Source organism: Rhodococcus sp. UYP9 (assembly GCF_040547235.1).
Classification (GTDB): domain Bacteria; phylum Actinomycetota; class Actinomycetes; order Mycobacteriales; family Mycobacteriaceae; genus Rhodococcoides.
In genome coordinates this window covers 306,409-329,069 of the sequence record NZ_JBEPPH010000002.1, presented here as the reverse complement: position 1 = coordinate 329,069, position 22,661 = coordinate 306,409, and the positions used below count along the sequence as shown (strand labels likewise).

General features: G+C 63.8%; 19 protein-coding genes and 1 riboswitch. Of the genes, 3 read left to right on the top strand and 16 right to left on the bottom strand.

What is annotated here, in order from left to right; all coding sequences use genetic code 11:
- Window positions 1-80: 80 nt before the first annotated feature.
- Window positions 81-4,010, top strand: a complete 3,930-nt coding sequence (locus tag ABIB36_RS07850) for a Pls/PosA family non-ribosomal peptide synthetase (RefSeq protein WP_354559872.1) — start codon at window positions 81-83, stop codon at window positions 4,008-4,010.
- Entirely contained in the window at window positions 4,007-5,350 is a 1,344-nt protein-coding gene (locus ABIB36_RS07845) for a M1 family metallopeptidase (RefSeq protein WP_354559874.1), read from the top strand. The genes ABIB36_RS07850 and ABIB36_RS07845 overlap by 4 nt, the downstream gene beginning before the upstream one ends.
- 122 nt (window positions 5,351-5,472) lie before the next feature.
- On the opposite strand, the gene ABIB36_RS07840 is transcribed toward ABIB36_RS07845, so the two are convergent.
- The 4 genes from ABIB36_RS07840 to ABIB36_RS07825 all read right to left on the bottom strand — a co-directional run bounded on the left by ABIB36_RS07840 (window position 5,473) and on the right by ABIB36_RS07825 (window position 8,396).
- On the bottom strand, window positions 5,473-6,708 hold the full coding sequence (locus ABIB36_RS07840) for an MFS transporter (protein ID WP_354559876.1): 1,236 nt from the start codon (window positions 6,706-6,708) through the stop codon (window positions 5,473-5,475).
- A complete protein-coding gene (locus ABIB36_RS07835; RefSeq protein WP_354559877.1) occupies window positions 6,705-7,367 on the bottom strand; it encodes a GntR family transcriptional regulator in 663 nt (220 codons plus the stop codon). Before ABIB36_RS07835 ends, ABIB36_RS07840 begins: the two co-directional genes overlap by 4 nt.
- A 207-nt stretch (window positions 7,368-7,574) precedes the next feature.
- Window positions 7,575-8,024: a DUF2752 domain-containing protein gene (locus ABIB36_RS07830; protein WP_354559879.1), complete on the bottom strand. Its 450-nt coding sequence runs from the start codon at window positions 8,022-8,024 to the stop codon at window positions 7,575-7,577.
- A gap of 18 nt (window positions 8,025-8,042) precedes the next feature.
- Entirely contained in the window at window positions 8,043-8,396 is a 354-nt protein-coding gene (locus ABIB36_RS07825) for a cupredoxin domain-containing protein (protein ID WP_354559881.1), read from the bottom strand.
- Between the two features lie 83 nt (window positions 8,397-8,479).
- Between ABIB36_RS07825 and ABIB36_RS07820 the strand changes: the two genes are divergently transcribed.
- Window positions 8,480-8,914 (top strand): hypothetical protein, encoded by a 435-nt coding sequence (locus ABIB36_RS07820; RefSeq protein WP_354559883.1) that lies wholly within the window; start codon window positions 8,480-8,482, stop codon window positions 8,912-8,914.
- Between the two features lie 10 nt (window positions 8,915-8,924).
- Here the strand turns inward: ABIB36_RS07820 and ABIB36_RS07815 are convergent, their stop codons facing one another.
- The 12 genes from ABIB36_RS07815 to ABIB36_RS07760 form a co-directional block, all read right to left on the bottom strand.
- Window positions 8,925-10,100: a Dyp-type peroxidase gene (locus ABIB36_RS07815; protein WP_354559885.1), complete on the bottom strand. Its 1,176-nt coding sequence runs from the start codon at window positions 10,098-10,100 to the stop codon at window positions 8,925-8,927.
- Complete coding sequence (locus ABIB36_RS07810) at window positions 10,093-10,572, bottom strand: copper chaperone PCu(A)C (RefSeq protein WP_354559887.1); 480 nt, start codon at window positions 10,570-10,572, stop codon at window positions 10,093-10,095. Before ABIB36_RS07810 ends, ABIB36_RS07815 begins: the two co-directional genes overlap by 8 nt.
- Entirely contained in the window at window positions 10,569-11,975 is a 1,407-nt protein-coding gene (locus ABIB36_RS07805; RefSeq protein WP_179142179.1) for a PepSY-associated TM helix domain-containing protein, read from the bottom strand. The genes ABIB36_RS07810 and ABIB36_RS07805 overlap by 4 nt, the downstream gene beginning before the upstream one ends.
- An 84-nt stretch (window positions 11,976-12,059) precedes the next feature.
- Window positions 12,060-12,587: a hypothetical protein gene (locus ABIB36_RS07800; protein WP_256895479.1), complete on the bottom strand. Its 528-nt coding sequence runs from the start codon at window positions 12,585-12,587 to the stop codon at window positions 12,060-12,062.
- Between the two features lie 60 nt (window positions 12,588-12,647).
- On the bottom strand, window positions 12,648-14,723 hold the full coding sequence (locus ABIB36_RS07795; RefSeq protein WP_354559889.1) for an FUSC family protein: 2,076 nt from the start codon (window positions 14,721-14,723) through the stop codon (window positions 12,648-12,650).
- 70 nt (window positions 14,724-14,793) lie between these two features.
- A complete protein-coding gene (locus tag ABIB36_RS07790) occupies window positions 14,794-15,486 on the bottom strand; it encodes a (2Fe-2S)-binding protein (RefSeq protein ID WP_354559891.1) in 693 nt (230 codons plus the stop codon).
- Entirely contained in the window at window positions 15,483-16,250 is a 768-nt protein-coding gene (locus ABIB36_RS07785) for an ABC transporter ATP-binding protein (protein ID WP_084345565.1), read from the bottom strand. Before ABIB36_RS07785 ends, ABIB36_RS07790 begins: the two co-directional genes overlap by 4 nt.
- Window positions 16,247-17,335, bottom strand: a complete 1,089-nt coding sequence (locus ABIB36_RS07780) for a FecCD family ABC transporter permease (RefSeq protein WP_084345566.1) — start codon at window positions 17,333-17,335, stop codon at window positions 16,247-16,249. The genes ABIB36_RS07785 and ABIB36_RS07780 overlap by 4 nt, the downstream gene beginning before the upstream one ends.
- Window positions 17,335-18,330 carry an ABC transporter substrate-binding protein gene (locus ABIB36_RS07775; protein ID WP_354559894.1) on the bottom strand — a complete coding sequence of 332 codons (996 nt, stop codon included), beginning with the start codon at window positions 18,328-18,330 and terminating at the stop codon, window positions 17,335-17,337. The genes ABIB36_RS07780 and ABIB36_RS07775 overlap by 1 nt, the downstream gene beginning before the upstream one ends.
- Before the next feature lie 100 nt (window positions 18,331-18,430).
- Window positions 18,431-18,576, bottom strand: a riboswitch (cobalamin riboswitch).
- Window positions 18,577-18,620: 44 nt separating this feature from the next.
- Window positions 18,621-19,922, bottom strand: coding sequence for a GAF domain-containing protein (locus tag ABIB36_RS07770; protein ID WP_354559896.1), 1,302 nt, complete (start codon window positions 19,920-19,922; stop codon window positions 18,621-18,623).
- Window positions 19,923-19,967: 45 nt separating this feature from the next.
- Window positions 19,968-20,819 (bottom strand): IclR family transcriptional regulator, encoded by an 852-nt coding sequence (locus ABIB36_RS07765; protein WP_502944892.1) that lies wholly within the window; start codon window positions 20,817-20,819, stop codon window positions 19,968-19,970.
- Between the two features lie 165 nt (window positions 20,820-20,984).
- Window positions 20,985-22,601 carry a flavin-containing monooxygenase gene (locus tag ABIB36_RS07760; protein ID WP_354559900.1) on the bottom strand — a complete coding sequence of 539 codons (1,617 nt, stop codon included), beginning with the start codon at window positions 22,599-22,601 and terminating at the stop codon, window positions 20,985-20,987.
- Window positions 22,602-22,661 lie beyond the last annotated feature (60 nt).

Sequence of the window (22,661 nt, the reverse complement as noted above, 5' to 3'; positions counted from 1 at the left end):
GCCACCCGAACATGAGATAACGACCATCGAGGTTCACTCGCAATTCGGCAATCAACGAGAAGAAGGACACCCCGTTTTCTGTGCAACCACAATCGGATTCGGCCCCCGAACTGCCTTCGAACGACGTACCCACCGACTTCTTGCGCTCCGAGCACGCGCCCGAGCAGCGCACGCTCATCGATGTTCTTCGCGCCACAGCAGAGCAGTACCCTGACGCACCCGCCATCGACGACGGCACTGTCGCGGTGTCCTACAGCGAATTACTCGTAGACATCGACGAGGGATCGCAGTGGCTGTATCGGGCCGGTGTTCGCCGCGGCGATCGCGTCGGAATTCGGATGCCTTCGGGATCCTTCGCTCTGTACGTCGCCATCCTGTCGATTCTCAACGCGGGGGCGGCCTACGTGCCCGTCGACGCGGACGACCCCGACGAGCGCGCCGAACTGGTATTCGGCGAGGCCCAGGTCACTGCGGTAGTGACCGCGAACGGAATCGTTGCCGGTACTGCCGAGAAGAACACACCACCCGCCTCGGACGTCGGCGTCCCGACACCCGAGGACGACGCCTGGGTCATCTTCACTTCCGGTTCGACCGGGACCCCGAAGGGGGTGGCCGTGAGCCACCGCAGCGCGGCGGCCTTCGTCGATGCAGAAGCGCGCATGTTCATGCAGGACGATCCGCTCGGCCCCGGTGATCGTGTACTTGCGGGCCTGTCCGTGGCGTTCGACGCGTCGTGCGAGGAAATGTGGCTCGCCTGGCGTCACGGCGCCGCACTGGTGCCGGCGCCACGATCGCTCGTGCGCAGCGGCCTGGACCTGGGGCCATGGCTCGTCTCGCGCGACATCACCGTAGTATCGACGGTTCCCACTCTGGCGGCCCTGTGGCCCGCCGTTGCCCTCGAAGCAGTCCGGTTGCTCATCTTCGGTGGCGAGGCCTGCCCGCCCGAGTTGGCCGAGCGTCTCGCCGTGGACGGGCGTGAAGTGTGGAACACCTACGGTCCGACCGAGGCGACCGTCGTCGCCTGCGCATCGATCATGGACGGCAAGGGTCCGGTGCGCATCGGTCTACCGCTCGACGGCTGGGATCTCGCGGTCGTCGATGTTGCAGGCAATCCCGTAGCCGTCGGCGAAGTCGGTGAACTGGTGATCGGGGGTGTCGGACTCGCCCGCTACCTCGACCCCGAGAAGGATGCCGAAAAGTACGCGCCCATGCCCACACTCGGCTGGGAGCGCGCCTACCGCAGCGGAGACCTCGTCGAACTCGAGCTCGAGGGCCTACTTTTCCAGGGGCGCGCCGACGATCAGATCAAGCTCGGCGGGCGACGCATCGAACTCGGTGAGATCGACAACGCACTACAGGCCCTCCCCGGTGTCGCCGGTGCTGCCGCGGCAATCCGCACCACGGGTGCGGGCAACTCCGTGCTCATCGGGTATCTGTCCAGCACCGACCCGAACTTCGATCTCGACGCCGCGCGGACCCTGCTCGCCCAGCAACTTCCGTCGGCGCTCGTTCCGCGGCTCACCCTCGTCGACGAGCTGCCGACGCGGACGTCGGGCAAGGTGGATCGAAACGCGCTCCCGTGGCCACTTCCCGGCATGGGCGAACAGTCCGGGCTCGGCGGAACCGCAGGATGGGTTGCCGAACTGTGGACCGAAATTCTCGGCGCTCAGGTCTCCGACGACAACGCCGACTTCTTCCAGAACGGTGGCGGATCGTTGTCCGCCGCGCAGTTGGTGACAGCGCTGCGTCAACGTTTTCCCGAGGTCACCGTCGCGCAGTTGTACGACCACCCGCGGCTCGGCTCACTTGCCCGCATGCTCGACGACCTTGCACCGCCGGTCGACGTCGTGCCACGCGAGGTGATCCCGACGCCGCGCCGGGCTCAGTGGATTCAGATCGCCGCAACAGTGCCGCTGACCACGCTGACCGGCCTGCAGTGGGTCACCTGGCTCGGCATCCTCGCCAACGTCATGTCGTGGTTCGCCGACGTGCCATGGGCGCCGACGGTGTCCTGGTGGTGGCTCCTGGTCGCGTTCTCGCTGTTCATCACCCCGGTCGGCCGGATGGCGATCTCGGTCGTCGGCTCTCGCCTGCTGCTGACCGGGGTGAAACCCGGCGCCTACGACCGCGGCGGCAGCGTGCACCTGCGCCTGTGGACGGCAACGCGTCTCACCGACGCCAGCGGCGCCTCCAACCTGTCCGGCGCGCCATGGATGGTCTACTACGCCCGAGCACTCGGCGCGAAGATCGGCAAGGGCGTCGACCTGCACACCATGCCTCCCGTGACGGGCATGCTCGAGCTGGGCGACGGCTGCTCGGTCGAACCCGAGGTGGACCTCACCGGTCACTGGATCGACGGCGACATCGTCTACATCGGCGGCATCAGGATCGGTGCGGGGGCAACCGTCGGCGCTCGATCGACGCTCCTACCAGGCACTTCGGTCGGCAAGAACGCCGTCGTGACCGCCGGTTCCGCCGTCGTCGGACGCGTCAAAGCCGGCCAGATGTGGGCCGGCTCCCCCGCCACGAAAATCGGCAAGGCCGAGCACCCGTGGCCCGAGGAAACACCACCTCGCGCGACCCGGTGGATCGTGGCCTACGGCGTCGCGTCCCTGTTCCTGTCAGGTATGGCGATCTTCTCCATCGGCGTCTCGTTGGTACTGATGGGCTGGTGGCTGCACACTGCGACGACGTTGCTCGGCGCACTCGGCCGCGGCGTACTGCTGCTACCTGTCGCCACGATGGTCTCCCTCGCAACGTTCGCGCTCATCACGGTGGCCGCGGTGCGTCTGTGCAGCATCGGCCTGACCGAGGGCTATCACCCGGTTCGCAGCCGAATCGGCTTTCAGGTGTGGGCAACGGAACGACTCATGGACTCCGCGCGCACCTTCCTGTTCCCGCTCTACGCCAGCTTGTTGACGCCGGGATGGCTGCGACTTCTCGGCGCGAAGATCGGCAAGGACGTCGAGGCCTCGACAGTGCTGATGATTCCGAAATTCACCACCGTCGCCGACGGTGCATTCCTCGCCGACGACACGATGATCGCCAGCTACGAACTCGGCGGCGGCTGGATGCGCCTGGGCGATGCCAAGGTCGGCAAGCGGGCGTTCCTCGGCAACTCCGGCATGACGGGTCCGGGTCGCACCGTCCCGAAGAACGGCCTCGTCGCCGTGCTGTCGGCTACCCCGGACAAGGCGAAATCCGGATCTTCCTGGCTCGGCAGCCCACCCGTGCGGTTGCGCCGCACCTCCGGGAAGACCGACTCCTCACGCACATTCGATCCGCCGACCGAGCTGAAGATCGCTCGGGCATTCGTCGAGACCTGCCGACTGATTCCGGTGGTGGTGACATTCGCGATCGGCCTGGGAGTGCTGTTCGGGCTCCTCGCACTGGCCGACAGTCATGGGTACTGGCTTGCCGCGCTACTCAGCGGAGTCGTACTGCTGATTGCCGGTGCCGTCGCCGCTGCGGTGTCTGCGCTGGCGAAGTGGGCCTGGGTCGGCCGTATCGACAAGGTGGAACACCCACTGTGGAGCTCCTTCGTGTGGCGCAACGAAGTGTCCGACACGTTCGTCGAAACCGTCGCGGCCCCGTGGTTCGCGCGGGCAGCAGAAGGCACGGCAGTGCTCAACATGTGGCTTCGTTGGCTCGGCGCGGACATCGGCCACGGAGTCTGGTGTGAAACGTACTGGCTACCGGAAGCCGATCTTGTGACACTTGCCGACGGCGCAACAGTCAACCGTGGGTGCGTTGTGCAGACGCACCTGTTCCATGATCGGATCATGTCCATGGACAGCGTCACCCTCGGGCGAGGAGCCACATTGGGGCAGCATTGCGTCGCACTTCCGGCCGCAGGAATCGGCGACGGCGCGACCGTCGGGCCTGCATCTCTGGTGATGCGCGGCGACACCGTGCCTGCGCACACGCGTTGGCAAGGCAACCCGATCGCACCGTGGGCAAAGGGCGATCCGTACCGCCGGATCACTGCGGCGGCCGAGGCGACCCTGTGAAACCTGGCTCGAAGACGGTGACGCCGACGTTCGACCTCGACGCCAACGATGCGCCGATCGACGCGTACCTACCCGAGAGTGGCAACCGCGGATATCGGGTCTCGCGGTACGAGCTGGATCTCGAGTACAAGGTCGACAGCAATCGATTGACCGGAACAGCGCAGATCACTGCCGTCACCACCGCGACCATCGCCAAGTTCGCACTCGATCTCGGGCCCGCGCTGCGGGTATCCAAGGTGTCGGTCAACGGGTCCCGCTCGGTGAAGTTCTCGCAGCAGCGCGGCAAGCTGAAGATCACCATGGCCAAGCCGATCCTCTCGGGTGGGGCGCTCGTCGTGACCGTGCATTATGGCGGAATCCCCAAGCCCATCAACAGTTTCTGGGGTGAAGTCGGCTGGGACGAACTCGCCGAGGGAGCCATCGTCGCAAGCCAACCCAACGGTGCCGCATCCTGGTTTCCCTGCGACGACCATCCGGTATCGAAAGCAAGCTACGGCATCACGATCACCACGGACTCGCCCTACTACGCGGTGGCCAACGGAACGTTGGTGCGCAAGCAGGCTCGGGCGAGCCGAACGACGTGGGTGTACGAGCAGCCCGAGCCCATGGCTACATACCTTGCCACCATCCAGATCGGGCACTACGAGCATCGCGTCACCAGCACCGAGCCCGTACCGATCGAGGCGATCATCCCTCCACGGCTGCGTCGGCACTACGATCACGATTTCGGTCGTCAAGCCCAGATGATGGAGACCTTCGTACGTCTGTACGGCCCGTACCCGTTCGCGGCCTACACCGTTGTCGTCACCGATGACGAACTGGAAATTCCGATCGAGGCGCAAGGCATTTCGATCTTCGGCGCCAACCATTGTTCGAGTGATCGCAGCTCCGAACGCCTTGTCGCACACGAGCTTGCGCACCAATGGTTCGGCAACAGCCTCACACTCGGAACCTGGGCGGACATCTGGTTGCACGAAGGCTTCGCGTGCTACTCCGAATGGATCTGGGTCGAAAACTCCGGTGGCGCAAGCGCTCACGACAAGGCGCAGCGCGCATACGCCATACAGCAGACATTGCCGAAGGATCTGATACTCGGCGATCCAGGCAAGGCCAAGCTGTTCGATGATCGGGTCTACAAACGTGGCGCGCTGGCACTGCATTCACTGCGGCGGACCGTAGGCGACGAGCGGTTCTTCGCACTGATTCAGCTGTGGACCAAGGATTATCGCTATTCGACGGTATCGAGCCAGGACTTCATCGACCTGGCTTCGCGCTTCGGTTGTCCGCGAACCCTCTGGGACAGCTGGCTCTATCAGGCGGAGCTGCCGGCGCTTCCGTAGGCGCCGCCGGAGCTTTCGTAGACTCCGCCGGCGCAAATTTACTCCTCCATTCGGAATCCGTACCGCCTGCAGGGGGTACGGATTCCGAATAGGGGAGTAAATTGCCGCCCCGCTCACGAAACTCAGGGAAGGTGCGCTCTCGACCGAGTGCGAACGAACACCCAGCAGAGCGCGGCGAGAACCGAACCGAAGACGAAGATGACGGGATAGGTCACGACCCCCGGCCACTGCTCGGTGAGCGCGGACAGAATCGCCGGTATCGCGAACCCCAGGTACGTGAGTGAATAGAAGACGGCGGTCAGCCCGGCGAGATCATCAGGGCCGGCGATACGTTGCACCTCTTGCAATCCGGAGACCAACGCCATGCCGTAACCGCAACCGAGCACTGCCGCTGCGATGAGAGCGGCGGCGATCGTCAGTACCGATGCGGCCCACGCTGCGAGCAGAATCCCGAAGACCAGAATGGCGAGCGCAACGAGTGCTCCTCTGGCGTGGGTCGGAGTGTCGATCTTGCGCCCGACCGCCTGAATGGCGAAGCCGGAGCCGAGCGCGATCACCGACATCAGTGCCGATAGTGCGATGGGGTAGCCCCCACTGCTGTCGGCCATCAACGACGGCAGTACCGCGTACGCGACGCTCGCTGCACCGAACACCCACGGCGCCAACGGAACGACGACCAACAGGAATCTGCGGTGCGACGCCGCGGGGATCAACAGATCTTTGCGAAGCGGTTCACGATCCGCAGCCGGCACCGCAGCACGCGTCTCCGGCACCGAAGCCATGCCGATCCCCGCGAGGACGCAGATGCCCACATGAACGAGGTACGCGAGGTGCGTCGGCCAAGGCGCCCACTGGGCCAGGATGCCCGCGACGCCTGCACCGAGCGCGAAACCTGCAGTCAAACTCATCGCCGCGCGACGCGCTCCCGCGCCGCCTGACGCCGAAGGGTCCAGGGCGGTAAGCTCTTTCACCCAACTGCCTCCGACGGCCATCCCGATACCGAGAGCGACTCCGCTGAGAACCCGGCCGCTGAACAGCACACCTGCGCTGTCTGCGCCGAGCGAGATGAGAATCGATCCGGCAGCGGCCACCGCCGTCGCGGGCAACATCACCGGCCGTCGACCCAGCCGATCGGACAGCGGCCCACAGATGAGCAGCGCGGGCACTATCCCGATGACATACGCGAACAGGAACATATCGACCGTGACGGCGGAGAAGCCATGCTCGAGCCGGTACATCACCAGAAGTGGGGTGAATTCGTTTCCGCCCCACGCGACGGCGAACATACCTGCCGCGACGAGTAGCCAGCGAGCAGTACCGACCTCGGTGACGTTCGACCCGGTGGAGACAGTGGTCATCGCCGACCACCCTCGGACAATCCATGCACCCGGTTCATGTGTTGCTCGACCGCATCAGCGAAACCGTCGACGTCGCCTGCTTCGATCAAGTCGGCGAGCTCGGCGTGATCGTCGACGATCCGTGAGATCTGCCCGGGATCGCGGATGAGTGAATGCGCCGTCATCCGTCGCTGACGCTCGCGAAGACCGGTGTAGAACTCGTCGAGAAGTGGGTTTCCGCCAGCACGCACTATCAGCCGGTGAAAGTCTGCGTCGGCAGCGCTGAATTCGGCTGCCGTGCCCGTCTCGACGAGGCGGCGTTGGCGCTCGAGGTTGCTGCGGAGATCAGCGAGAAGTTCGGTTCGGACCCGTTCGTCACGGACGACAGTGCGAACGCTGGCAATCTCGACGATCCAGCGTGCCGAGACGATATGTTCGGCCTCGCCGGGCGCGATCGGCACAACGAGTGCCCCTCGCTTGGGATAGAGGCGCATCCATCCTTCGACCTGAAGTCGGAGGAACGCCTCGCGAACCGGAGTCCGACTCACGTCCATACGTCCGGCGATGTCACCTTCACTGACCAGCTCACCGCCGGGAAGTTCACCGGTGACGATGAGTTCCTTGACGGTCAGGTAGGCCTGCTCCGATGCCGAAGTCTGGTTCGATGCAGGGATAGACACAACATAGATACTAGATGCCGACGCTTCCCTGCCCCAGCTGGGGCTTCGTCACACACCCCCTACGTCGAAGCGCTCACTCGTCCTCGCCCTTCTTGAACACACGCCGAGCAGTCGGAATGAGCACCACCAGTGCACCTATGAGAACCACGACCGAAAACACTTCGAGCCACATGCGCTTACTCCTTCGGGAAAACCAAGAGCGGACAACTACGATGCCGGCGCGAGCCAATTGCCGACCGGGATGTTGCGCAGAATCGTGAACGCCACCACGACGGCGACACTCGCGACGAACAACCACGTCGGCGGACGCCTGATACCGAAGACCATGCCGCGCGCACGGGCGCGCAGCCACACGCCCCACACCACAACCCCCACGACAACGAGTACGACGGCCAGCGCGTTCGTGGTCAGGGCGGACTGTAGGTCACCGCGCACCAGGTCACCGAGGGCCCGCGTCGTGCCGCACCCTGGACACCACAACCCGGTGACGGCATGGATCGGGCAGGGAAGATACGTCGACGTCCGCGGGTCCCGGATGTACAGCAGTGCCCCGGCCGCGACGGCGAGACCGCCGATGGCCAACGGCGCTCTTGTCCCCGTACGCAGGTCGAGTGAGATCACCTGTTCCACGATATCGGTGATGCGAGCCCAGGTCATCCGACCAACTACTACAACTCAGCCCTGAACGAGAACGGTTCCCATCATGTCCGGGTGCGGGGTGCAGTGATACGTGTACGTTCCCGGCTCGGTGAACGTGTGGGTGAACGTATTCGAGGTCATCAGCGGGCTACGGAAGGACTTGTCATCGGCGACGACGTCGTGCGTCATGCCGCCGTCGTCGAACACCCAGGTCACCGTGTCGCCGACGTCGACGGTGATGCTCGCGGGCGTGTAGGTGCGGTTTTTCACCGTCACCTGGTTCGCCACCGGCGCCTGAGCTTGTTCGGGTTCCGGCGACGAACAGCCGATCAGAGACGCGAGGACGAATGCCGATGCGATACACCCTGAGAAGGCCCTCGAAGTTTTCACTACACCGAGGCTACCGGCAGGTGGGTGGTCGTGAGCTCGGGTAACATCATCGCGGAAGTTCACCCCTGCGAGAGGCACAACCCATGACCGAGCGACACGGCCGCAGCAGCGCAGCCGCCCTGTTCTCCCTCCTGTTCGTCCTCGTCGCTTCACTGATGGGGTCGGCTACCGCCCAGGCAGCGCCTGCACGCTTCGTACCTGCAGGGGAGATCAGCCCAACCGTCGGCTTCGATCCTGCCGGGGTTCTCCAATGGCGGCTCGATCAGGTTTTCATCAACCAACCGATCTTCGTCCGGGTCGATCCCGCACTCCCCGGCTTGACCGACTTCTCCCTCAACAACTGGTGCAATTGCGCCATCAACTGGTTCAACAACACCACCCAGGTCGGTGGTGTCGCATTCCCCGGACCGCTGGATACCGGGCCCATCCGCACCGGATCCGGTGACGTCTCGGCGTGGACCGACATCCCGGGCGGCTGGACGATCGTCCGCGGCAACGGTCACTGGTGGGTTCCTTAGGTTTTCGAAGCTATCGGAACACCTGCTCGCCCAGATAGCCGCCTTCCTCGACCCCCGGCGGAATCGCGAAGACCGCAGACCCGATAGGGGTCGTCCACTCGTTGAGCGCGTCATGGGCGTCCAGACGTTGTTGCACCGGCAGAAATTGACTGTCGATATCGCGTTGGAAAGCCGCAAAGATCAGGCCCGAGTTGCTGGTCTTGTCATCCGACGGTGGGTCGTCGTAGTTGTAGGCGCGACGGAAGAAGCGCTCACCGTCATGCGTGTGGTGCGCACGGGCGATGTGCGAAGCCGGTGAGATCACCGGTATACCGAAGCGGTCGGTAGCCTCGAAGTCCGCGACGTCACGCTCGAGCTTCCCGGTCAGCGGCGCCCCGGTGTCGAGTCGACGCCCCAGTACGAACTCTCTTCCTCCACGATCCAACTCGTCCCAAGTATCGAGTTCGACGGCAATTCGGCGCAACACCAGTGAAGTTCCGCCGGTGCTGTCCCACACCAGAGCATCGAAATCCGTTGCTGGATCTGGATTCTCCGTACCGTCGACCTGCCCCATCAGATTCCGCATCGTGGTGCCAGGGGGCTGCGCTCCGTGTGCTGCTCGAAAGCCGCGTTGAACCCAGCGGATCGACGACGTCGAGCGCACATTCTTGGCCAACACGCGGACTGCATGCGCGAGGGAAACGGGGTCATCGGCGCACAGCTGTAGCAGTAGATCACCTCCGCTCCAACGTGATTCGAGTCGGTCGATACCGAACTCTGGCAATGGGGCCAACCACCCCGGCTTGGTTATGCCGGAGGCGTCGTATGCGCCGGGGCCGAATCCGACAGTGACGGTGAGCCTTGCTGGGTCCAGTGCCAGTTCGGGCTCGGTATCGGCCAATGCCGGCAATCCTTGCGTCAATCGCGCAGCATCGGCTGTCCACATCTTCATGATGCCGACGACATCGGACTTGGTCGTGCCCGCCCGCAAGTCGAAAGCCACGAACATTCCATGGGCCTGCGCTGGGGTGGAGATCCCGGACTGGTGCTCACCGTAGTAGGGAACTGTCAGGCCTCCGAATTCGGATTCAGCCGGCTCCCTGGCGATTCCGTAGGTCAATCCGGCAGCGCCGAGTGCGGCGACACCTCCACCGAGGAGGTGTCGCCGACTGATTCTCGTGCGATGCGGAGGTGTCCGCTCAGCCACCGTAGTTTTCCTGCGCGCCCGCGAACTCGCGGACCTGCGCCGTGAACGTCGAAGTCGACCCGTCCTCGAAGGTCAGCGTGAACTCGGTGTCACTACCCGGGTCCAACGGTGCACTCACCCCCATCAGCATGATGTGGTCGCCGCCTGCCTGAAGCACCTTGGTGTCGCCACCTGCGACGACGAAGCCACCGTCCTTGGGCTTCATGACCATGGAACCATCTGCGCTGGAAACTATCTCGTGCAATTCCACCAGCGGAGACGAAGGCGACTGCGCGGATACGACGCGCACCTGCCCCTCCCCGGTGTTTTGGATTTCAGCGAATGCCGAGGTCATGCCGTCGTCTGCCGCCTTGACCCACGCTTCCCTGACGGTGACGGAATCCGCCTCGGTCGTCGGGGCGTCGTTCGAGGAGCAGCCGACGAGCAGCGTTCCGGCAGCCAGTGCCACAAGCAATGTTTTTCCGAATGTCATGATGCCTCCATAGTGTTGGTTCGATGCCGAAGTCCGAGTGCGGCATCGATGATGAGAAATGCAAGAAGGCTGATTCCGAGCAGTGGCACGAACCACCCGAGGGCGGCGAACCCGATCGCGAAAGCCGCCTTTTTCCAGAGGGATCGGCGTGCGAACCCGCCGCGAGCAGCTGGCCTACCCACCGCTGCGCCCACGGGACGTCGTTGCCACCACATCAGGTACCCGCGAAGGATGACGGTGACCAGTGCGGCCACGAGCAGAGCCAGCGCGATCTGATTGACCAAGCCGAACAGAATGCCCATGTGCAACGCGATACCCCACGTCGAGAGCTTCGCCGCGAGGGGCCACTCGCTGAACCAGTTGGTGTCCACCACATCGTTCGTGGCTCCGTCGATGGCGATCGAGCTGGGCGAGAATACGAACGGTTGCCGGGTCTGTGTAACGACGAACGCGGAACTCGGATCGGTGGGAATGGTGACCTCGACCGTGCCGTCGATACCCTGCGATCGAGCAGTTCCGAGCACGGCATCGACCCGGCCGACGGTGGAACCGAACGAGTCCGGGGCGATGGGTGCCATCGCGGACATGTCGTGCCCTGCATGTTCGCCCGCCGACGTGCTCAATGCCGGAGTGGTCCATTTCAGCGCAGTCCGGAGCCCGGTGATGTTCTCGCCCGCATAGGCCGACCAGGTCAGACCGGTAGCGGACAAGAAGATCAGCCCGACCGCGATCCAGATACCCACTCCTCCATGCCAATTCCTGGTACGGACGCGACCTTCGACAGAACGGTCGACGGTGAACAGGCGTCCACCGCGGCGGTAGCGTCGCACCCATAGGACAACGCCGCCGAGCGCGACGACCCACAGCCAGGAGGCAGCGAGTTCGCTGTAGATGCGTCCCGGTTCACCGAGATGCAGGTTTCGGTGTAGCTGACCGATCCAGGTGCGCATCGGAAGAGCATTGCTACTGCCGTAGACGACGGACTCACCGACGGAGCGACCGGTCACCGGGTCGACGAACACCGCCATCTGCTCGGATTGGCCGAGAGAGGTGTCGGTGAACATGACCCGGGTGGTGTCGCCCACCTCGGTCGAAGGCCTCACTGCCGACACCGTCAGGTCGGGTCGAACCTGTTGCGCTGCAGTGACTTGTTCGGCGACGGAGACAGTCGGGCCAGAAGAATTCGTCTGCAGCAGATCACTGTAGACGATGTTCTCCGCGGTGGGAGCAAGTGCGTAGAGACCGCCGCTGATGGCGGCGACGAGAATGAACGGGGCGATGAGAATGCCTGCGTAGAAGTGCAATCGCATCACCAGGGACGGGCGGGGTCGGGAACCTGTCGACCCCGATGCATCGGTCGAGGGCAGAACTGTGCCGCCTTCGACCGTGCCGGTTTCAGGCATGGGTGTGCTCGATTCGTTCGGATGTGGATGTGCCGAAGCGAGACTCCGCCATCAATTGGCGCGCCGCTTCGGAAAAGGGTGAGGTCAGGCGGGGCGGGGAGGCCCGCGTGTACCGACCCCGGAACACACCAACAGCCGAAGAACGACATCGGGACGATATTCGGGTGCACCGGCGCGGGGAAACTCCTGCACCGGAATCGACAGGTTCAGCACCGGGAGAATACGACGGAGGATGGACAGTGCATGCCCATACCCCAGAATGGCGGCGCGAATCAGTAACGCACACAATACCGTTGCGAATGCGTGAGCACAGGCCATCGTGGGGGTCAGGAAAGACCCGTGATCATGTTCGGCGGCAATCGTCAAGATCGTGTGGCCGAGCAGCTGTCCGAAGATCAGGGTCGCCGGCGTCGAAGCCCATCCCCCACGCTCCCCGAGAGCTGCGACCGCTCCACCCACCGCGGCACTGATTGCGAGGAGCAGAATCAAAGCCGCTTCGCTCGGCATCATGGCTCCCCCACCGACACCGTGCGCGGCGACACTCAGCGCACCGGATGCGGCACCGACGAATGCACCGCGCACGCGTGCGCGACCGTCGGGCCGGGAAGTCATGGGCACACCTTACAACTGACTACTACAGCCCCTAGTAGCGGCTGGAAACTTCGGCGACGGTCAGGCGCGGCTGAGAGCTTCCCCCATCGTGCGATTCAAGGTACCGAGCGCGCGGACCAGGCTACGCACGGATCCAGAGGTGGTCTTGGACTCGAGCATGACGTCGTGGGCGGAAGTTTCGGTGAGTTTCTCCGGTGGCTCGACGTGTTCACCTGAGATGGCTCGTTTGACATCGCTGATCGTAGATTTCGTTACCTCCGCGGCCTCTCGGACAGCCAGTATCGTCGCCTCGCACGGTCGTGATTCCGGTTCGGCGCGTGATGCGCCGACCCCTGCTCGGGCTAGCGCATGTCCGCACCTGTTGCTCACCGCCATTATCCGCAGCAACCGCTTGGCACCCTGACGAGTCCGGGTGGTCGGACCCAGTTCCAGCGGTTTGCCGGCCGTCGTGAGTTCTTTCAACGCGTTGTCGAGCCTGCGCATGTCGGCAACGAGGTTCGTTGCATTCCCAGGTTCGACCACAGAGTCGATGCTCGTGTCGATGATTGTCGCCATCTGGTCGAGGTAGTCGTCGACCTTCTTTACAAACGTCGATCGTGTTCCGGTGGAGAAGATGAAGTAGGCCGACGCGATGCCTACCAGTCCTCCCGCGACGGTTTCGTATATTCGTAGCTCGAGCACCTCGAGACTGAAAGTTCCCAGGAGGCCGTACAACATCGCGAGCATCACCGTGATGAAGAAGGCGAGCAGCGAGTAGGCAACGGTGACGAGGTAGAACGCACAGAACACGCATACGACCAGTAATACGAGTTGAAGTGGTCGATCAGGTCCGACGAGGGCGGACAACACAACTCCCGCAAGTACGCCGGCGATGGTTCCGACAACACGGTGGCTGGCACGGGAGAGTATCTCACCGCGTGTCGATGCTCCCGTGAAGACCAGGAATGCCGTCAGAACTGCCCAGTACCAGCGATCGGGGGAGATGAGTTCGCCGAGAATCGTTGCAGCGCTGGTGGCTACGGCAACCTGAATGGCTGCCTTCGTACTGGGATTCAAGCCGGTGGATTCATCGCCGCCGGCGACCTCGTCCTTCTCGCCCGCATGGGATTGCGGATCCTTGCGCAAGGCATTGCTGGCGATGTGGTGAATTGCGCTGTGCGCCTGCACTGCCCGCATGGTGATAGTTGTGGCAATTCCGGCTTGGGTCGACGGGTCCGCCTTGTCCGCCGCTGCCACCGCGAGACGTCGCGCGGCGCGCAGTTGATCTTCGGATGGATTGTTCTGCAGGCTCGAACCCAAGGCAGCCGTAGCCTCACCGAGCGGCTCCGGCCATGATTCCTTCGGATCGAGCGCCCAGAGTGCGCTCACCAATTGTTCGGTGACGATCTGGGCATCGAAGATGCGTAGCGCAAGGTCTTTGCTGCTGACGCTGAAGAGTTGGGCGGCGTCGTTGCGGTCGAGCCAGTCGTCGATCAACAGGGCGGTGCGGCCGAACCGATCCAGCTTCTTGCGCAGTGTCGCGAGATCCCGCTCGCTTCGGTTCGATGCGACTTCGAGCACATCTATCGACGCCGCCCGCAGCGCCCGTACAAGTCTTCGCAGTTCTACCGCTGGCCGCTCCGGGAGGATTACCGTCCGAACGAGCAGCGATATCGCGACACCGCACGCGATCGATACCAAGAAAATTGGAATCTGGCTTGGCTGCGCACGCAGGAAAAGGGCAAAGAAATAGCAGATGAAGGCCACCATGCCCAGTGCGGTTCCACGTGGGCCGTACCGCCTGACCCAGACCGCGGTGAAGAGCACGATGATGAATCCGACATCGGCGACCGCGCCGAACTGCGACAGAACCGCCGACAGCGAGACCGCAGCGGCGGCCGGGAAGAACAGCAGCAGGGTGGTAATGACGCGGCTGCGCTGGTCCTTGTCCTTCACCGCCGCAGCCGACTGCATCGCAACGACGGAGCCCAACAGCGCGACCGTGATCGGTTGACCGATCAGATTCGACGCCGGTAGAAGGAATGCAATAGCGAGGACCAAGGTCAGCGTCGTTGCCGTTGCACTGCGCAGTCGAAGCCTGCCAGGGTCGGAGACGGCAAGAAAACGCGACGTCTCGTGCAAGAACCGAACTGCCATCCACCGATTATGCGGCCCCTCCTACATTGGCCGCACAATCGGTGGACAGTGTGGTCGTATCGCTCGAGCTCTAGTAGCGGGCGGCTCGTTCGAGTCCACGCCGACGATCCGCCGGCGTTCGTCGAGGGCAGCTGGTGCATTTGTCGGCTCCCGCGGTCTCGTACAAAAGGCAGCACGAGCAGCGTTGGGTGAACCGGCAGCCCCCCACGTCGACGAATCTCGGCGACGGCAGCGTTTCCTGCATATTCGCGATCAACGACATAGCGAAGCGACTGCCGATGGTCCTGTCACCGAGGGCGGCCCCCACGTCGAGGCTGCGGTTGGCGATGGAGTCCGTCGCGATTGCCCACAACGCCTGTCGGCGGGCTCCCGACACCTCGGCGAGCACGTCGATGATGCGCGCGAACGCTGCGTCCAGTGCGGGTGCCAGTTGCTCGGTCGAGATGGTCCGCTCGGTGCTCACCCCACCTAGATAGCCGTTGGGCCGCAGGAAGCAGCGTGCGGTATCGAGGCTTGGATCTGCGGCCTCACCGGTCACCATCGCGGTGGCGACAGCAACGAAAGCGAGGGTCGAGCTGGCCGAATACCACCACAGGGTGCCGTTGACCCGATCGTCGACGCAGTTCCACCGCACCCCGGTGTCGACGACGCGAGCCCGAATCCAGTCGGCGTCGAGCATCACCGACGCAGGAAGATCGAACGGGCCTTCGAGGTATTCACCGAGGCCCGGTACTCGCGCCGCAGCACGCGCATAGACGCTCACGCCAGCCCGTGTACATCGAAGACGGGCCTCGGATGGGTACGCACCGTCGCGCGAATCCCGAACACCTCCGCCAGCAACGTGTCGGTCAGCACTTCGGCGGTCGGGCCCGAGGCAACGACGGATCCACCGTCGAGAACCGCCAGCGAGGAGCAGTACTCGACGGCCAGACGCAGATCGTGCACGGTGACGACGATAGCGAGCCCGTCGGCAGCAAGGTCGGCAATGGCACTCATGACGATCAGTTGGTGGCGCAGATCGAGATGGTTGGTCGGCTCGTCGAGCAGCAGAATGCGCGGCTGTTGAGCCAGCGCGCGGGCAATGGAGACACGTTGCCGCTCACCGCCGGACAATGCGCCGACATCACGGTCGGCCAGAGCGGACAATTCCATCCGATGCAAACAGGATGCCACTACCTCGTCGTCGGATGCGGTCGGGGGAGAGAACCAGCCGCGGTGCGGCACCCTCCCGAGCGCGACCGATTCTCGGACCGTCAGTCCCACGGACGCCTCGGGTTCCTGTGCTGCGACGCCGACGGTCCGGGCCAGTTCCGCGCGTTTCATCGACCGTGTGTCGACATGGTCGACGAGGACGGAACCGGATGCCGGTGTCAGCGCACGGTAGCAGCAGCGCAGCGCCGTGGTCTTACCTGAACCGTTGGGTCCGACGAGCCCCAGAATTTCCCCGGGGCGGACGCTGAAATCGATGCTGTGCAACACTTCTCGTGATCCGAGCCGGGCAGTGACCTCGTGTATCGACAGAGTCATCGCTCGGCCCTTCCGTACTGACGAGAGAGCATGAACACGAAGATCGGTGCGCCGACCAGTGCGGTGACCACTCCGACCGGCACCTCGGTGCTGCTGGCAACCGATCGCGCAAGCGTATCTGCCCCCACCAACGCGACCGCCCCGAGCAGCGCCGCCACGGGAAGCAACCTGATGGCCCGGGTACCGACGATGTACCCCGCGAGATGAGGTACGAGCAAACCCACGAAACCGATTCCGCCACCGACGGATACGGCCGCACCGGCAAGCATCGAGACTGCCAGGAGCTGAAGTACACGGAATCGCTGGACGTTCAATCCCAGAGCCGCGGCGCCGTCGTCACCCGTCTTCAGCAGGTCAATCCGCGGCGCACTGAGCAACACCACGGTGCCGACCACCAGGAGTGCGAGAGTGGGGAAAGTCAGCGTCGACCAGCGCGCGTCGCCGAATCCTCCTGCCAGCCAATGCAACACACCGCTCAGGGTGTGTTCGTCGGCGAATACGAGAAGAGTGAAGGTGATCAACGCCGAGAACACGGCGCCCAATGCGACGCCGACGAGGATGATCGCCGTCGACTGTGGGTACCTGCCACCGATCAACAATGCCAGGAACAACGGGATCATCGCCCCGATGAAGGCGGCCGCTGGAATGGTGAAGACCCCGAGCGCACCCGCTCCGATACCGAGCACCATCACCACCACGACGCCGAAGCCCGCTCCCGAGGAGACTCCCAGCAGGTACGGATCAGCAAGCGGGTTACGCGTGACTGCCTGTGCGACACCGCCCGCGATCGCAAGCGAGGCACCGACGACCGCTGCCGTCAACGACCGCGGAAGACGTGAGTCGAGGACGATCACTGCGCGAGCCTCGGTCCACCAGGAGTCGAACGCTCCCGGCATCACCTTGTGCATCACGATCGCCCAGACGTCGCCGACGGGAATCCGCACCGACCCGAAGGATGCTGCCGCGGCGATCGCAGCCAGAAGACCGATGGTCAGCAGTGCAAGAACCACTCCGAGCGGAAAGCGTGAACGCCGGTTCGACGCGGGTTCGACAGGCGCAGTGCGTGTTTCGACGGCGGTAGCCATCAGTCCTGGAACCGGTCCGGGTGCAGTGCGCGTGCGATGGTGTCCACGCTCATCACCAGTCGCGGGCTCTCGAAGAAGTCGTCGAGCGGTACGACGATGAAGTTGTCGCGTTGGACGGCAGGCGTCGTCGCCATGATCGGTTGACTTTTCAGGAAGTCGATCTTGCCCTGCGCGGAGGTATCACCGTAGTCGAGGACGACGATCGCCTGTGGTGCGCGTTCGCCGATGATCTCCCACGTCGTGTCCAGGTAAGGCCGCTCGCCTTCGGGGAAGATGTTCGTCGCCCCGGCGTAGTCCGCGATGACCTGCCCGACGCCGACGCCCCCGATGGTCGTGGGAACGTCTTCACCGGAGTCGTAGAAGAACGTCGGGGTCGGAGGCACGCCGGTCAATTTCTCGCCCACCGCGTTCAGGCCTGCCACGACCCCGTCGGTGACGTCTTTCGCAGCATCCTCGGCTCCCAGGATCTCACCGAGTTGGGAATAGTCGTCTTCGAGCATCCCGATGTCGGGGAATCCCGATCCGCAATACTCGGAGAACAGGAACGTCGCGATGCCGACGTCGGTGAACGATTCGCGGGAGCGGCCTTCCTTGTCGTTGAATGCGCTTCGCATGCCGCCCACGACGAGGTCGGGGTCGAGATCGAGGATCTGCTCTTTCGTCGGGTATTCATCGGCGAGGCCGGTGATCTGTGCGAATGCATCTGCCGTCTCCGCAGTGGGCGACGCGTTCTGGTAGCCCATCCCGACGATCCGGTCCGCGACTCCCATCGCGATGAGCACCTCGGTGACGTGGTCGTTCATGGAAACGATGCGTTGCGGAGGGACATCGAATTGCTGGGTGAGGTCGCAGTTGGAGATGGAGACCGGCTCGTCGAACGCGGCCCCGGTCGAGGTGGCGTCTACCAAGTCGCCACGCGAACAGCCCGCGAAGAGCAGCGCTGCAGCGGATCCGACCGCGACAATTCGGACGATGGAGGGAGTAGATGGTGACATATGAACCTCACTGGAGCTCAGAGCCACGAAATTGAGAGTCGACGCGCAGCAAAAAATCACCCACGCGCAGGACTGCCGATTCGTAGACCACGACGAATAGGTGTCGCACACACAGCCGCTGGGTAATCGGACTCGCCATCTCTACGAGAAGAGACAGCCCACCGTTGCGGGTCAGCGCCGGATTTCGACCGGCTTCCCCCTGCGACTGGCTTGCTTAGTGCTTCGTCCAGCAGTATGCACGAGAGCTTTCGGCAGCAGTCGAGCGCGCCTACCGAGCGCTCAACATGTCGTCAGCTGATACGTCGTGCCCGAACCGCGGGTGCCGAAGAATGCGGCAGCAGTCTGCTGATGTCCTCGGGCAGCAAAATTTCGACGGTCGCCGACGCGTCGAACCGGTAGGGCTGGGTCATGACCACGCCGGACAACTGCTTTCGGAGGCGTGACATTTCGGCTCGCACGGTGATCGCCCTTCCGCCGTCACCGAAGAGATCCGCCGCCATCTGTGCCGCAGTCCGCCCCTCCCGATGGCACGCCAGGAGGTAGAGAATCTCTGCGTGACGAGGCGTCGGCTCGTGTGTCCACTCCCCGACCTCGCTACGGATCTGTACCCGCGTGTGCTGCGGATGGCGTAAGTCGATGTAGATCGTGGTGGCCCCGGCCGTCTCGGATACCGATGCGCTCTCCGCCATCCCGGTCGGCCGGACGAGCCAACCACCGGGCAACGGCTCGACTTCACACACACCGAGCGTCGGCATCCAGAATCGTCCCGTGGCCAGATCCTCGGGCAGTAGAACTCGAGTGCGCAGCGCTATGGACGAGGTGGCCGCTACCCACCCGTTGGCGTCGACGGCCAATGCGGGGGAATGCAGCCGGGCGAGCATGGGGGCAGCGACCGAACGCAGCCGGTCCAAGTTCTGCCGATGATGTTCACGCAGTTGGAATTCGGCAAGACGGGCAATGGCATCGACCAATGCGAGGGTCGTCGGGTGCACGGTGTTTGCGGGCCCGCTGACATCCAGTGCGCCGAGGACGTGACCGGTGCGCGGGTCCTTGATGGGCGCGCCTGCGCACGTCCACGGATGGTGACTGCGCACGTAGTGTTCCGCGGAAAATATCTGCACGGCCCGACGTGAAACCAACGCTGTTCCGATGGCATTGGTTCCTACCGAATCCTCGGCCCAGCTGGCGCCCTCGACGAATCCGAGTCCGTCTGCGCGATCGAGCACCGATGTCGAGCCACTGCGCCACAACACCCGCCCGTGACGATCCGCCACGACGAGAATGTTGTTGCCGTCCTGGACCACCGATTCCAAACCTCGAGCCAGATCGTCGAGGACGTCGAACAGACCCGAATCTCGACGGCTCAGCTCGAGATCGGAGATGTCGACGAGCGAGGGTGAGATCGATTTCTGTTCGGGATCGATCCCGAGAGTCTGCAACCGACGCCACGAGTCGCCGATCACCTCGCGCGGCCGGGCGGGACCCTTACCGCCCGCCATTGTCGCGTCGTAGACGGCCGCCAGTATCTGCGCGTAGCGGCGCGGGTCTTCACCTGCCGCCAGCGCAGGCTCGGGACCTGTCGACTGAGTCATTGCCGACAATTGTGCGCCAGCTCACATCGCTATGCAGAGGTGGGGTCAGTTGGCTTTCATCGACAGAGCTTTGCGGGCACGGCGAGGGGCTCCCAGTTCGGGGAACAGAGTCCGCGTGACCTCACGAGCGGCATCCACCACCAAAGGCGCAACTCGCTCGAGTTGTGCAGTCCGCATCTCCCCACACAGCGCGATACCGCCGGCCGGACCCTCGTAGCCACGAATCGCCGATGCCACGCATGCGATCCCACTGACCGACTCGCCGAGACAGAACGTCAGCCCCTTGCGCTGACGAATGCGGTTCAACTCCAGATGCAGGACCGCTAGGTCGGTAATGGTGTGGTCGGTGAAGCGGGGAAGGGTCGGACCGAACAAGGTGTCGACATGCTCGGGATCCAGCCACGCCAGCATCGCCTTTCCACCGGCCGTCGCGTGTGCCGACACCCGGCCACCGACGCGGGATGGCAGCGCGGAGGCGAACCGTCCACCGACCTTGTCGAGACAGACGCTTTCGGGCCCGTCGAGCACGGACAGATGGACGACCATCCCGGTCTGCATGTGCAGTTCGTGCAGGATCGGTGCTGCAGCCTCGCGAATCTGGCTACGTCCACCGTCACCGCCGCCGAGTCCGAGGGCACGCGCACCGAGGCCATAACCGACCGAAGAGTGATTCACCCAGTCGAGCCGGATGAGCTGATCGAGAATGCGGTGAACAGTGGACCGCGGAAGCTGAGTGCAGAACGAGATCTCTTCGAGGGACAGCCGGGCTGCTCGACCGTCGAACGCGTCCAGGATCAGGGTCATGCGTTCGACCATCGACGGCGGCAGGACCGACCTGGACTGTGCGCCGATGGCCCGGCCGGCGAACCTTGTGTCGTTCATGTCAACGATGGTCATGGCACTCCCCCAGATCAGTTTCGAGTCGAATCACAGCTTTACGGAGCCGAACCGAGGGCATGAATCACTGAGTGATACTTGGTATCTCATCACACACCAAAGAGTAAAAGAGATTTAGATCACCGTCAAGCGGGCCCGCATCCCCGCTGCAGACCCGCCGTGACGTCACTCCTGACTTGCAGCGAGCGCGGAGAGATCGAACCCCTTGTACCCCGCCGCAGCAACCTCGGCAATCTTCTGGCCATAGTTGCCGAAACCACCCGCATACATCATGAAGACACGCGGCTTGCCCTCGATATTTGCACCCATGTACCAGGAGTTGGCCTGTGGGAACAAAGTTTTCGCGGCGACGGCGGCACACTCGGCCATCCAGTCCACAGCAGCTTGTTCGCTTGCCTCGATGACCGCGTAATCGTTGCTGTCGAGGTACGCGATCGCGTCCGCGATCCAGTTCACGTGCTGCTCGGAACCCAGCACCATGTTTGCCAGCACGCCGGGGCTGCCGGGTCCGGTGATCAGGAACATGTTGGGGAAGCCGGCCGCAGCGATGCCGTGCAGTGTCTGCGGTCCTGCCGCCCATGCCTCACGCAGCAGTACCCCGTCGCGTCCACGGATGTCGATGCGGTCCAGTGAACCGGTGATCGCGTCGAAGCCTGTGGCGAACACGATCATGTCCAGGTCGTAGTGCGCGTCGGCAGTCGCGATGCCCGTCTCGTCGATGGCGGTGATCGGCGCCTTGCGGAGATTCACCAGTGTGACGTTGTCGCGGTTGTAGGTCGCGAAGTAACCGGAGTCGGTGACGATGCGCTTGGACCCGATCGGGTGGTCCGTCGGGATCAGTACGTCGGCCACGGACTGATCTTCGATGACCGCGCGAATCTTGCGCTCAGCGAAGCCTCGAGCCAAGTTGTTGGCCTCGATGTCGCTCATCTGGTCCGCGAACGTCTTGGCGAACAACACCCCGCCGAGCTCCCAGTACTGCTCGAACTCTGCCTCCCGTTCGTCCGCCGGAACCTCGAGCGCACTCTTCGGGTTCGAGACGAAGGGTGAACCACCACCGCTGGCCCAACTCTTGCGTCGACGCTCGGCGTAAGTCGCCTTCTGCTCACGGCGAGTCTCTTCGTCCAGCGGGCGGTTGCTCGCGGGCACGGAGAAGTTCGGGGTGCGCTGGAAGACGTGCAGCGTCGCTGCCTCCTCGGCGATCAGCGGGATGGACTGGATGCCCGAGGATCCGGTGCCGATGACACCGACCCGCTTTCCGGCGAAATCGACCCCGGTGCGCGGCCAGTCGCCGGTATGCAGGATCTCTCCGCCGAAGCTGTCGCGGCCCGGGATGTTCGGCAGGTTCGTGGTGGACAGCGCGCCGGTGGCCAGCACACAGAATCGCGCCGTCACCTTCTCGCCCTTGTCAGTGACGATGTTCCACCGTGCGGCCTGCTCGTCGAACGTCGCGGACACCACTCGGGTGTCGAACTCGAAGCCGCTACGCAGGTCGAATCGGTCCGCGACGTGTTCGAGGTATGCCAGGATCTCGGGCTGCGTAGCGTAGCGCTCGGACCAGTCCCACTCCTGCTGCAGGTCATCGTCGAAGGAATACGAGTAGTCGACGCTTTCCACGTCGCAGCGGGCACCCGGGTAGCGGTTGAAGTACCACGTGCCACCGACGTCGGAAGCTGCCTCGAAGCCCTGGACGTCGAGTCCCTGCCCGCGGAACTTGTGCATCGCGTACAGGCCGGCGAGGCCTGCTCCGACAACCACCACGTCCACATTGGTTCGCGTCATGATCGATTCCTTCTTTCTGAAGAGTGTGTTGTTTCGACTGGCACGCACGTCACCCGGGCT

Excerpts from the sequence above, each read along its gene's own strand:
- ABIB36_RS07795 (WP_354559889.1), bottom strand. The coding sequence starts at position 14,723 with ATGGCAGTTCGGTTCTTGCACGAGACGTCGCGTTTTCTTGCCGTCTCC.
- ABIB36_RS07810 (WP_354559887.1), bottom strand. The coding sequence starts at position 10,572 with ATGACATTCGGAAAAACATTGCTTGTGGCACTGGCTGCCGGAACGCTG.
- ABIB36_RS07820 (WP_354559883.1), top strand. The coding sequence starts at position 8,480 with ATGACCGAGCGACACGGCCGCAGCAGCGCAGCCGCCCTGTTCTCCCTC.
- ABIB36_RS07760 (WP_354559900.1), bottom strand. The coding sequence starts at position 22,601 with ATGACGCGAACCAATGTGGACGTGGTGGTTGTCGGAGCAGGCCTCGCC.
- ABIB36_RS07830 (WP_354559879.1), bottom strand. The coding sequence starts at position 8,024 with ATGACCTGGGCTCGCATCACCGATATCGTGGAACAGGTGATCTCACTC.
- ABIB36_RS07805 (WP_179142179.1), bottom strand. The coding sequence starts at position 11,975 with ATGCCTGAAACCGGCACGGTCGAAGGCGGCACAGTTCTGCCCTCGACC.
- ABIB36_RS07770 (WP_354559896.1), bottom strand. The coding sequence starts at position 19,922 with ATGACTCAGTCGACAGGTCCCGAGCCTGCGCTGGCGGCAGGTGAAGAC.
- ABIB36_RS07780 (WP_084345566.1), bottom strand. The coding sequence starts at position 17,335 with ATGGCTACCGCCGTCGAAACACGCACTGCGCCTGTCGAACCCGCGTCG.
- ABIB36_RS07785 (WP_084345565.1), bottom strand. The coding sequence starts at position 16,250 with ATGACTCTGTCGATACACGAGGTCACTGCCCGGCTCGGATCACGAGAA.
- ABIB36_RS07775 (WP_354559894.1), bottom strand. The coding sequence starts at position 18,330 with ATGTCACCATCTACTCCCTCCATCGTCCGAATTGTCGCGGTCGGATCC.
- ABIB36_RS07800 (WP_256895479.1), bottom strand. The coding sequence starts at position 12,587 with ATGACTTCCCGGCCCGACGGTCGCGCACGCGTGCGCGGTGCATTCGTC.
- ABIB36_RS07840 (WP_354559876.1), bottom strand. The coding sequence starts at position 6,708 with ATGACCACTGTCTCCACCGGGTCGAACGTCACCGAGGTCGGTACTGCT.
- ABIB36_RS07765 (WP_502944892.1), bottom strand. The coding sequence starts at position 20,819 with ATGACCATCGTTGACATGAACGACACAAGGTTCGCCGGCCGGGCCATC.